Source organism: Castellaniella sp. (genome assembly GCF_041675725.1).
Classification (GTDB): domain Bacteria; phylum Pseudomonadota; class Gammaproteobacteria; order Burkholderiales; family Burkholderiaceae_B; genus Castellaniella.
This window is the reverse complement of record NZ_JBAYTI010000076.1, coordinates 1-11,415: the sequence shown is the minus strand read 5'-3', so window position 1 is coordinate 11,415 and position 11,415 is coordinate 1. Positions and strand designations below refer to the sequence as shown.

At 65.7% G+C, this 11,415-nt stretch carries 7 protein-coding genes and 1 tRNA gene; 5 read left to right on the top strand and 3 right to left on the bottom strand.

Going from position 1 to position 11,415, the window contains the following annotated elements; genetic code table 11:
• Positions 1-192 precede the first annotated feature (192 nt).
• Both mnmD and WCZ84_RS12375 read left to right on the top strand, forming a co-directional pair.
• On the top strand, positions 193-2,049 hold the full coding sequence (gene mnmD, locus WCZ84_RS12380; protein ID WP_372686584.1) for a tRNA (5-methylaminomethyl-2-thiouridine)(34)-methyltransferase MnmD: 1,857 nt from the start codon (positions 193-195) through the stop codon (positions 2,047-2,049).
• A gap of 69 nt (positions 2,050-2,118) precedes the next feature.
• Positions 2,119-4,326: a glycoside hydrolase family 31 protein gene (locus tag WCZ84_RS12375; protein ID WP_372686583.1), complete on the top strand. Its 2,208-nt coding sequence runs from the start codon at positions 2,119-2,121 to the stop codon at positions 4,324-4,326.
• A gap of 43 nt (positions 4,327-4,369) precedes the next feature.
• Here the strand turns inward: WCZ84_RS12375 and WCZ84_RS12370 are convergent, their stop codons facing one another.
• Positions 4,370-5,161: a metallophosphoesterase gene (locus tag WCZ84_RS12370; RefSeq protein ID WP_372686582.1), complete on the bottom strand. Its 792-nt coding sequence runs from the start codon at positions 5,159-5,161 to the stop codon at positions 4,370-4,372.
• 69 nt (positions 5,162-5,230) lie between these two features.
• Here WCZ84_RS12370 and WCZ84_RS12365 point away from each other — a divergent pair.
• The 3 genes from WCZ84_RS12365 to mgtE all read left to right on the top strand — a co-directional run bounded on the left by WCZ84_RS12365 (position 5,231) and on the right by mgtE (position 7,385).
• Positions 5,231-5,306 (top strand) — tRNA-Lys (locus tag WCZ84_RS12365).
• 184 nt (positions 5,307-5,490) lie between these two features.
• A complete protein-coding gene (locus tag WCZ84_RS12360; RefSeq protein WP_372686581.1) occupies positions 5,491-5,892 on the top strand; it encodes an acyl-CoA thioesterase in 402 nt (133 codons plus the stop codon).
• A gap of 5 nt (positions 5,893-5,897) precedes the next feature.
• Positions 5,898-7,385: a magnesium transporter gene (gene mgtE / locus WCZ84_RS12355; protein WP_372686580.1), complete on the top strand. Its 1,488-nt coding sequence runs from the start codon at positions 5,898-5,900 to the stop codon at positions 7,383-7,385.
• Between the two features lie 92 nt (positions 7,386-7,477).
• Here the strand turns inward: mgtE and secA are convergent, their stop codons facing one another.
• Entirely contained in the window at positions 7,478-10,234 is a 2,757-nt protein-coding gene (secA, locus tag WCZ84_RS12350; protein WP_372686585.1) for a preprotein translocase subunit SecA, read from the bottom strand.
• A gap of 84 nt (positions 10,235-10,318) precedes the next feature.
• A complete protein-coding gene (locus tag WCZ84_RS12345) occupies positions 10,319-11,383 on the bottom strand; it encodes a M23 family metallopeptidase (RefSeq protein ID WP_372686579.1) in 1,065 nt (354 codons plus the stop codon).
• Positions 11,384-11,415 lie beyond the last annotated feature (32 nt).

Genomic DNA, 11,415 nt, shown 5'->3' with positions numbered 1-11,415 from the left:
GGCGTGGGCCTGTAAAATGGCTGCTGCGGACCGCGCAGCCGTGACCGCTGCGTCCAGGCAATCGGCTGATGCGAAATTTGAAGACCCCATGCGACCCACCCTGAAACACCGACAACCCGGGCGGCCGGCGGACGCCCGCCCCAGACATCTATTGTACGAGCATGTGCCGCCCGTGCACGTCATGACGCCGCCATGGCCCTGCCTGCAGAAATCCTGACGCCGGCGCGCTGGCAGGTCGATGCCCGGGGCGTCCCGTACCACCCGGAATTCGGCGACGTCTATCACGGCATCGCCGGGGCCTTGCCACAGGCACGGCACGTTTTCCTGCAGGGCAACCACCTACCCGAACGCTGGCGCCGGCGGGCCCGCTTCACTATCGGTGAGACCGGCTTTGGCCTTGGCCACAATTTCCTGGCGGCCTGGCACGCCTGGCGCCACGACCCGCAACGCGGCGAGCGGCTGCATTACCTGGCTTTCGAAGCCCATCCGTTCCATGCCGAGGATCTTCGGCACGCATGGCGCCGCCTGCCCGCAGACATGCAGGGCCTCGCCCAGGCCCTGGCCGCCGCATGGCCTGCCCTGTTGCCCGGCATTCACCAGATCGAGCTGGATCAAGGGCGCGTGACCCTGACCCTGCTGTTCGGTTCGATACGGGTCATGGCGCGCCAGACGCTGGCCTGTGTGGATGCCTTTTTCCTCGATGGTTTCGCACCGCGACGCAACCCCGAGATGTGGCGCCCCGAGCTCTTTGCGCAACTGCGCCGGCTTGCAGCCGAAGGGGCGACCGTGGCCACCTGGTGTGCGGCCGGACAGGTCCGGCGCGATCTGCAGAATGCGGGCTTCCTGGTCAGCCGACAGGCGGGCTTTGCCGGCAAACGCGAAATGACCGTTGCCCGCCTTCGACCGGGGCTGGGGCGTGCCGGAGACGCCCCCAGGCCGGATACGATCGCCGTGGTCGGCGCCGGGCTGGCAGGATCCGCCATAGCGCACGCCCTGGCGTTGCGGGGGCATCGCGTGCACGTATGGGATTCGGGCGTGCCCCCTTCCAGCAGCTGCGCTCGGGCGCCGGCCGGTGCCGCCCTGATCCCGGCCCTGAGCCCGGACGACGACACGCGCTCGCGCCTGAGCCGCAGTGGGCTGGCCCATGCCCGCACCCGCTGGCTGGCCCTGGCGCCCGCGGCGCGCCCGCTCGCCTGTGGCGCCCTGGTCCGTGCGGGTTCCCCCGCCCAGGCCCAGCGCCAGCAGGCAGCGCTGGCGCGGCTGCAATTTCCCGCGTCCTGGGTCTGCTGGATGGACCAGGAAACCGCCAGCCGCCAGGCGGGTATCCCGCTGTCCTTCGGCGGTCTCTGGTTTGCGCAGGCGCTGCGCGTGAGCCCGCCGGCGCTGATCCACGCGCTGCTGCACCATGAAGCCATCGGGTATCATGAAGGCTGGGTGGCCCGCGTGGCCGCACGTCCGGCCGGCGGTTGGCAGCTGCTGGATACGGCGGGCCAGGTTCTGGACCAGGCGGGGCAGGTGGTGCTGGCCAATGCCATCGACGTACCGCGCCTGTTGGCCGACAGCAGCGTGGCGACGCCGTGGCCCGTGCTTCGGCACCTGAAGCCCCTGGCCGGGCAGATCAGCCTGTATCCTTCAGGGTCGTCCACGCGGCCGGCCTGCATCGTGGCCGGGCAGGGTTACGGCCTGCCGCCGCTGAACGGCTGGGCAGTGGCTGGCAGTACGTACCGGCCCTACGCGGCCGAGGCGCGGGTCGATGCAGACGGACACGAGGACATCCGCCGCCAGCTGGCAGGCTGGCTGGCACCGGGGTCCCTGCCCTGGCTGGATCACCCCGAACCGCAGGGCTGGGCGGGGTGGCGCGCCGCGACCCGCGACCACTTGCCGGTGATCGGTGCGGTACCCGGCCCACCCGGGCTGTGGCTCGCCTGCGGCTATGGTTCGCGGGGCCTGAGCTGGGCGGCCTTGGCGGGCAGCTGGCTGGCCGCACGGCTCGAGGGCGCGCCCGAACCCATCGAGCGCGAACTGCTGCGACGCATCCGTGTACGCTGACGATTTTATTTTATGGCACAAATCCGTCAGAATAACGGTTTTCACACGACCTTGTGCCAAGGAGCCATAGTGTCTCCCACCACTGATCTGGCGGACTTGTTTCTTGAGACCGAAGCGCCTTTTGATGCCGCGCCGGTCATGCAGACCTCATCCTGCATCGAATGGGCCTTGCGGGCCGACGCCTGGTGCCTGCGCATCCAGGCGCATGCGCCGGGGGTATTTCGGCTGCGTTGCGGCCCGCGGCTCTGGCTCGATCCAACCAAGCCCACTGCAACGGCGCAACGCCAGGCGGACATGCTGCTGGTGCGCCACGAAGCCGTGGGCGAAATGCAGGCCCAGGAACAAGGCCCTGGCATCTGGCGGTTCACCCAAGGGGCGGCCTGTCTCGAAGTCAGCAGCAAGCCCATGCTGAGCCTGCGCCTGCTCGTGGCGGACCAGCCCGTGGCCCAGGCGCGTCTGGGCGCCCAGGCCACGAACGGCGATGCCCTGCCGCTCTGGACGCTCGAGTGGGCCCTGCAGGCCGACGAGGCCTTGTGCGGCCTGGGCGAAACCGTGGGTTCGCTAGACCGCTGCGGCGTACTGCTGCATTCCGACCGGGCCGAAGACCGCGCCCTGCCCCTGGCCTGGAGCCCACGCGGCTGGGGCATGCATTACAACACGCTGCGGGGGGTCGAGCACGACCTCCGGGCAGCCGGGCAATGTACGGTACGCACCGCGGACCACGGTCTGGATGTCTTCCTGTATACCGGCGAACCCGCCGAAATTCTCAACCAATATACGGCACTCACTGGTCGCGCCGGCCAGCCCAATCTGTGGCCCATGGGGGTTTGGCTCGACCAGGCGCCCGGCCAATCCGTGCAGCAAAGCCTCGAACAGGTCCGATCCCTGCGCAAACAGGGCATGGCGCTTGACGCATTGCTGCTGGCAGATCCTGCCATCGTGGGCTTCCAACCCGACAAATCCGTCTTCGAATGGTCGCCGCGCGTCCCCGACTGGCGGGCACTGGTCGAGGCCGCCGACGCACTCGATCTGCACCTGGCGGGCGCCTGTTTTCCAGGCGTCCTGCAGGGAACACCGCTCTTCGACGAACTCGAAGACCACGGCTGGCTGCTGCCAGACGACCAGGGCAATGCCTGGATATGCCCGGGCACGGCCGCATCCGACGGCCGCCCCTTCGGGGTGCTGGACCTGACCCACAAAGATGTGGCGCGTCTGTGGATCGAACGCCACCAGCAAGCCGAACAAGACGGCCTGCGCGCCCCCGTATGCGAAGCACGGTTCGACTTCCCGGACGAAGTCGAAGCGCGCAGCCGCGAAGCCGGCGCCATCCTGCGCACGGTCTACCCGCATCTGGCCAGGCGCACGCTGTTCGATGCCGTGCCCGGCACCCGCACCCCTCAAGAAGGCATCGTTCTCAGCCGGGACCTCTTCCCCGGCGTGCAGCGCTTTGCCTGGCAACTGGGTCCGCAAATCGACAATTCGTGGCAAGGCTACGCCGACAGCCTGCGAGCCGCCCTGGCCACCGGCAACAGTGGCGTGGCCGTACAGACCCATCGGCTGGGCAACCCGGGGCGCCCCATGGCCGACATGTCGGCCGAGCTCTACCTGCGCTGGCTGGCCATGTGCGTGTTTTCCGCCAACTTCAGCTTTCAGGGCCACCCGGACCTGATGCCGGACGCATTCGACGACGACACCCGCGCGCTCATCACGCACTGGCTCGAATGGCGCTACCGGCTGTTGCCCTATATCGCCGGCATCGTCGATGATGCCGTGCGCACCGGCCTGCCCGTACAGCGTTCGATGGTGCAATCCTACCCCGACGACCCCGAGGCGCATGCCCACGACACCCAGTACCTGCTGGGTCCGGCCCTGCTGGTGGCGCCGGTTATGCGGCCGGGCACGCAGGCCGACATCTATTTGCCCCGGGGCAATGCCTGGTGGGACCTGTCCACCGGCTGGCGCTACGAAGGCGGCACGCACTGGCGCTTGGAATGCGCCCCGAACAGCCTGCCCGTCTTTGGCCGCGAAGGCCATATGCTGTGCCTGGGTCCGGCCGTGCAGCACACGGGCGACATCAACTCGGCCCGCATCCTAGAAGAAGTCTGGATGTTCGGGATGCCCGAACACAACCCGGTGGTAATGCGCAACAAGATCCGGGTCATGCAGATGCAGGGCTCGAGCTACATCAAGGGGCTGGAAGGCCTGCGCATCCTGCCCTCAGAGGGCCTCGAAGTCAAGCGCCGCGGCGCCGAAGTACGGATCTCCAGAGCCCGCTGAGCGGGGTACCGCCCTGCCGGTACCCTTGCTTGTGCGCACCGGGTCAGGCGCCCCCGGGTGGCGGCAGTTCGATGCACAGGCCCGCATCGAACTGGGCGTTTTCATCCACGCCCTTGACGCAGTACCCGCGCGGGTTGCAAAGCACCCGCGTGCCGAGCGCGTGGTAATCGAAGCTGTCGTGCGTATGGCCGTGCACCCAGAGATCGGCGCGCCCCAGCAGACCAGAGCAATCGGACACGAAGCCGGCGCTGAGCAGTGATTCTGCAAACCGTGGATGCACGCTGCGCATGCTGGGCGCATGATGCGTAATGACCACGGTGGGCCCATCATGCGGGAGATCGAGCTGCGCATCGAGCCAGGCGTATTGTTCGGCAAACAGGGCCGCGGCATCCCGCGGGCTGAACACACTGCCGTCGGCGTTGCGGATCACCTTGAAGTCGCGCATGAATTCGGCGGCCTTCTGCATGACCGAATCCTGCAGTTCGGCGCCATACAGCTTGAAATCCGTCCAAAGGGTGGCGCCCAGAAAGCGCACGCCTTCGATCACCACAGCTTGCTGATCGAGCAGGCGGATGCCATGCGCCTGGGCCGCGCGGGACAGATCGGCGCGCACACCCGGAATACTGCCCCCATAGAATTCGTGGTTGCCGGGCACATACAACACCGGCCGCGGAATCTGGCTGGCCCACTGCATGGCGGCCTCTGGCCGCGCCACGTCGCCCGCCAGAATGGTGACATCTGCAGAGACATCGGGCAGGGCCAGATTCTGCATACTGAGGTGCAGATCAGACAGAATATGCAGGCGCAAACCTGAACGACCGACGTGTACGGACATGAAACGATCTCCACCTGAGTGAGCAATTGACTAAACCTTGAATTGATGTCATTATGCACGGCTTGCGTTGGGTCGTTAGCTCAGTCGGTAGAGCACCGGACTTTTAATCCGTTGGTCGCGCGTTCGAGCCGCGCACGACCCACCAACACATTGCTTTTCTTCATGCCAGACATCGGCCCTCGCATCCGGGGGCTTGTTTCATTGTGCGGCTACATTCAGTCCGAAGATATCCGTGTTTCTGCCGATAGCCACGGCCCGGATAGGTAAAATGCGGATTCCACCGCCAGCGACACCGGCCTGGTCGAATGTCATGCAACCTGGAACCTGCCATGTCCTCTTCCGTCTCATTACCCCAACATCCGGTTGTCCTGCGCGTCATGCCCATGCCGGCCGATGCCAATATCCACGGTGACGTATTTGGCGGCTGGATCATGTCGCAAGTCGACATTGCCGGGTCGATCCCCGCCACCCGGCGGGCCGGCGGGCGGCTGGCCACCGTGGCCGTCAACGCCTTTTCCTTCCGCCAGCCTGTTTTTGTGGGCGACCTGCTCAGCTTTTATGCCCACATTACTCACACGGGGCGCACCTCGATCACGGTTCAGGTCGAGGTCTACGCCGAGCGCCAGCGCATGCAGACCGAGGTGGTCAAGGTCACGGAAGCCACGCTGACCTACGTCGCCACCGACGAAAACCGGCGCAGCCGTCCCCTGCCGGACCAGCCAGGAGCCTGATCCCCATGGCCGATCAGCCCGTCATCCCGGAAGCCCCCGTCACCGTCGTGATTCCGCGCCGCCTCGACCCCGAGGACGCTCAGCTGGCCCTGCAGGAACTGCAGGCCATCCTGAAACGGCAGGAAGTCGTCGATGCGCTGGCGCAGCGCCAGCACGAGGCCGAAGACGAAGACGGCTCCAATCTGCTCGAAGGCATGCTGCAGCGCCAGCACGAAGACGAGATCGGCCACATCATCAACGCGCTGCATCCGGCCGACATTGCCTTCATTCTCGAATCGCTGCCCGTACTGCAGCGCCAGGCGGTCTGGCAGCTGGTCAACCAGGAATACGATGCCGACGTGCTCCTCGAGGTCGAGGACTGGGTTCGCGAATCGCTCATCGAGTCCATGGACCACGACGACCTGCTCGCCGCGACCGGCGAGATGGATGCCGATGAAATTGCCGACCTCGCCCCCGATCTGCCGCCAGGCGTCATCGCCGAGGTCCAGAAAGGCCTGACCGAAGCCGAGCGGGCCCAACTGATCGCCGCCATGGGCTACCCCGAGGACACCGTCGGGGCCATCATGGACTACGACATGGTGCGGGTCCGTGAAGATGTCACACTCGAAGTCGTGCTGCGCTACCTGCGCCGCCTGCAAGAACTGCCGGATCACACCGACCAGATCTTCGTGGTCGACCGGAGCGATTTGCTGCGCGGCACGCTGTCGCTATCGCGCCTGCTGCTCAGCGAACCCGACACCCTGGTCAGTGCGGTCATGGAACCCGACGTCCTGAGCCTGAATCCACTCGACTCGGACGCCGACGCCGCCAGCGCATTCGAACGCTACGATCTGGTATCGGCACCCGTGGTGGACGAACAGGGCCGCCTGATCGGCCGCGTCACCATCGACGAAGTGGTCGACGTGCTGCAGGAAGACTCGCAAGAGCAAGAGTTGTCGCGGGCCGGCCTGCAGGAAGAAGACATTTTTGCACCCGTGTTGTCGGCCCTGCGCAACCGCGCTCCGTGGTTGCTGATCAACCTGTGCACGGCGTCGATCGCCTCGCTGGTGGCCTCGCGCTTCGAGGACACGGTCAGCCACATCGTCATCCTGGCCTTCTTGATGTCCATCGTGGCCGGTATCGGCGGGAATTCGGGCAACCAAACCATGACCATGATCATACGCGCCATGGCGACCGGCCGTGTCACCGGGGCCAACATCTGGCAGCTGGTCAAGCGTGAGCTTCAGGTCACGTTTCTGGTGGGCAGCTGCGGCAGCCTGGTGGCCGCCACCTTCGCGTGGGTGATTTCAGACTCTTACGCGGTGGCGGGCGTCATGATGGCCGCCATGGTGGGCAACATGCTGATCGGGGCGGCGCTCGGGGTGCTGATCCCCTTGCTGCGCGATCGCTTTGGCAAGGACCCCGCCGTGGGTTCTTCGGTGCTGCTTACCTTTGCCACCGACTCGCTGGGGTTTTTCTTGTTTCTGGGCCTGGCCACGCTGTTCCTGATTTGATGCGCGCCGCGCACCCCGACTGCGCACCCTGCCCCGGCACACCCCTTTCCGCGCACTCTGCGCACCCGCTTTGCGCACCCCGCCCGTCAGCGTCAGCTGAGTTTCCCGTGACAATGCTTGTATTTCTTGCCACTGCCACAGGGGCAGGGCTCGTTGCGCCCGACCCTGGGCACGGCGCCCGGGGGCACGGCCGCCCGCTGGCCGGCTGCGGCGGGCTCTTCGCCCAGGCCCAGGTCTTCGCCGCGCAAGGCCGCGTCGTAGTCGGCATGGTGGTAGCGCACGTTTTCGAGCGCGGGGCTGGCCGGTTCTTCGACCTCGACCTGCTCGCGCGACTGGATCCGCACCGTCATGAGCACGCGCACGGTTTCGTTGCGGATACGGTCGAGCAAGTCGGAAAACAGCGCAAAGGCCTCGCGCTTATAGGCCTGCTTGGGATCCTGCTGGGCATAGCCACGCAAATGGATGCCCTGGCGCAGATGATCGAGCGTGGCCAAATGGGCCCGCCAGTTGGTATCGATGGACTGCAACAGCACCGAGCGCTCGAATGGGCGCCAGGCTTCTTCGCCGACCAGGGCCACTTTTTCGTCATACAGCCGGCGGGTTTCGGCCAGAACCCGCTCGAGCAGGTCGTCGTCCGTGAGGTCGGGCTCTTTCTCGAGCATCTCGGCCAGCGGCATGACCACCGACCAGTCGGCCTCGAGCGTGGTCTGCAGCGAAGGAACATCCCACTGCTCTTCCATGGTTTCTTCGGGCAGGTACTGGCGGAATATGGCGGTGATCTCGGCGTCGCGCAAGCTGGCGATGGTGTCGGCCACCGAGGTGGATTCGAGCACCTCGTTGCGCTGTGCATACAGCACCTTGCGCTGATCGTTGGCCACGTCGTCGTATTCGAGCAGCTGCTTGCGGATGTCGAAGTTGCGCGCTTCGACCTTGCGCTGGGCGGATTCGATGGAGCGCGACACCATGCGCGCCTCGATGGGCTCGCCTTCGGGCAGCTTGAGCCGCTCCATGATGGCCCGTACCCGGTCACCCGCGAAAATGCGCATCAGTGAATCGTCCAGCGACAGATAGAAGCGCGATGAGCCCGGGTCCCCCTGGCGCCCGGCGCGCCCGCGCAGCTGGTTGTCGATGCGGCGCGACTCGTGGCGCTCGGTGCCGACGATGCGCAAGCCGCCGGCTTTCTTGACCGCGTCGTTGGCGGGCGCCCATTCGGTACGGATGGTCTCGATGCGCGCCTGTTTTTCTTCGGCCGACAAGCTGTCGTCGGCCCGCACCAGCGCCACTTGCTTGTCCACGCTGCCGCCCAGCACGATATCGGTGCCACGGCCCGCCATGTTGGTCGCAATCGTGATGTGGCCCGGCTTGCCTGCCTCTGCCACGATCTCGGCCTCGCGGGCATGCTGCTTGGCGTTGAGGACTTCGTGGGGCAGGCCGTCGCGGGTCAGGGCGGCGGAGAGGCGCTCGGAGTTCTCGATGCTGGTCGTACCCACCAGCACCGGCTGGCCGCGCTTGTGGCAATCGATGATGTCGGCCAGGATGGCCTGGTATTTCTCGGCATCGGTCTTGAAGACCTGATCGTTCTGGTCGTCGCGGATCATGGGCCGGTTCGTCGGGATGATGACGGTCTCCAGCCCGTAGATTTCCTGGAACTCGTAGGCTTCCGTATCGGCCGTGCCCGTCATCCCGGCCAGCTTGTCGTACATGCGGAAATAGTTCTGGAACGTGATCGAGGCCAGCGTCTGGTTCTCGTTTTGGATACGGACGCCTTCCTTGGCCTCGACGGCCTGGTGCAGGCCATCGGACCAGCGTCGGCCCGCCATGAGACGACCCGTGAATTCATCGACGATGACGACCTCGTCGTTTTGCACCACGTACTGCTGGTCGCGGTGAAACAGGTTGTGCGCCCGCAGCGCCACCAGCAGATGATGGATGAGCGAGATATGGCGGGGGTCGTACAGGGACTCGCCGGCCGGCAGGATGCCCTGGCTGATCATCACCTGCTCGGCCTTGATTTGCCCTGCCTCCGACATATGCACCTGCTGGGCCTTTTCGTCGACCCAGAAATCCCCATCCGGCTCGGGTTCATGGGGTTTGGGCTCTTCGGCCATGCGCGTCAGCAGCGGCGGCACCGAATTCATGCGGATATAGAGTTCGGTGTTGTCTTCGGCCTGCCCCGAAATGATCAGCGGCGTGCGGGCTTCGTCGATGAGGATCGAGTCGACTTCGTCTACGATGGCGTACGAGAGACCGCGCTGGCGGCGATCTTCGACCCGGTATTCCATGTTGTCGCGCAAGTAGTCGAAACCGTACTCATTGTTGGTGCCATAGGTGATGTCGGCCCGATAGGCCGCCCGCTTTTCCTCGTTGTCTTGCTGGGGCACGACGACACCCACGCTCAGGCCCAGGAAGCCATAGAGCTGACCCATCCATTCGGCATCGCGCCGGGCAAGGTAGTCGTTGACCGTGACGACGTGCACGCCCCGCCCGGTCAGGGCATTGAGGTACACGGGCAGTGTCGCCATGAGCGTCTTGCCTTCGCCGGTGCGCATTTCAGCGATTTTGCCATTATGCAGGGCGATACCGCCCAGCATCTGCACATCGAAATGCCGCATGCCGAACACGCGCTGGCTGGCCTCGCGCACGACCGCGAACGCTTCGGGGAGCAGGGAATTGAGGGATTTCCCTTCGGCCAGCCGCGCGCGGAATTCGTCTGTCTTGGCTTTTAGTTCGTCATCCGACAGGCCCTGCATGGCGGGCTCCTGCGCATTGATTTGCGCAACCAGCCGGCGATACTGCTTGAGCAGACGATCATTGCGGCTGCCTAGAATTTTTTTGAACAGAGAGACCATGACGTTGGATGACAGCAAGCCCCAAGGGCCCGGGTTGGCAAAAAATGATCGTGACCCTTTGAGATCACAGGTAAACGATGCAGTTTAACGCAGTGGGGCATCTGTCGCAGCCGTATCTGTCGCGACCGTATCCGCCACAACCGTCTGGGCGGACTGGGCCATCGCCCACATCGCCGGCGCGCCCTGCTGCAGGAACAAGCCCGGATCCAAAGGGTAGTCGGCCATGCGCACTTCGAAGTGCAGGTGCGGGCCCGTGGAGTGCCCGGTACTGCCCACCCGGGCGATTTCCTGGCCCTGGCGCACGATATCCCCCGGCTTTACCTGCAACTTGGAGGCATGCGCATAGCGGGTGTGCAAGCCGTTGCCGTGATCGATTTCCACCATGCGGCCATAGCCGCCCCAGGATCCGGCCCGCACCACCAACCCCCCGGATGCGGCACGGATGGGCGCCCCGTGGGGCGCCTTGAAGTCCAGCCCTTCATGCATGCGTTCGCGCTGGCTGACCGGATTGCGCCGCCAGCCGAACGACGAACTCAGCGCGGGATAATCGACAGGCGCCAGCGTAGGCAGGCTGGCCTGAAAGCCGGTCTGCCCGGATAGAGCGGCCTCGAGCACGGTGTGGGCATCCTCTTGGGCATCCAGGCGCATTTTCAGCCTGCCGATGCCGTGGCCGAGACGCTGAACGGATCCCATGTCGCGCAAAGGCGGTGCTGGCGAGACAGGCAGATCATCCAGCACTTCGGCATCTGCAGGATCCGCGGGATCCGGCACGACCGGGGCGTCGATGGCGCCCGGCACCGGCAGCACGCCATCCACACCTGCGGCCCGGGCCATGCGCGCATAGCCGGACTCCATGACCAGCAGACGCCCCTGCAGTTCACCCAACTTGCCCGCCAGCTCGGCCAGCCCGCCCTGGAGAAAGGCGGCGTGCTCGTGCGGATGCGGCCCGGCGGTACGCGACGGAAGATCGCCCTGCGCGCTATCGGCCCGATCGGCTAGTGTATCGGCCCGCGCAGATGCCTGAGACGCCTGCCAGCGGGCGCCCGCCCATGCCGACAAGGCCAGGGCGGCCACCAGGACCGACGCTGCGACCCCTACCCGTATAATGAAACAGAAGCCTTTGCAGGCTGTCCTGCCCGTGTCGTGCATCCGAGTATCCTTATGTCCAGGCCTGCCCCATC

Excerpts from the sequence above, each read along its gene's own strand:
- WCZ84_RS12345 (WP_372686579.1), bottom strand. The coding sequence starts at position 11,383 with ATGCACGACACGGGCAGGACAGCCTGCAAAGGCTTCTGTTTCATTATA.
- mgtE (WP_372686580.1), top strand. The coding sequence starts at position 5,898 with ATGGCCGATCAGCCCGTCATCCCGGAAGCCCCCGTCACCGTCGTGATT.
- secA (WP_372686585.1), bottom strand. The coding sequence starts at position 10,234 with ATGGTCTCTCTGTTCAAAAAAATTCTAGGCAGCCGCAATGATCGTCTG.
- WCZ84_RS12360 (WP_372686581.1), top strand. The coding sequence starts at position 5,491 with ATGTCCTCTTCCGTCTCATTACCCCAACATCCGGTTGTCCTGCGCGTC.
- mnmD (WP_372686584.1), top strand. The coding sequence starts at position 193 with ATGGCCCTGCCTGCAGAAATCCTGACGCCGGCGCGCTGGCAGGTCGAT.
- WCZ84_RS12370 (WP_372686582.1), bottom strand. The coding sequence starts at position 5,161 with ATGTCCGTACACGTCGGTCGTTCAGGTTTGCGCCTGCATATTCTGTCT.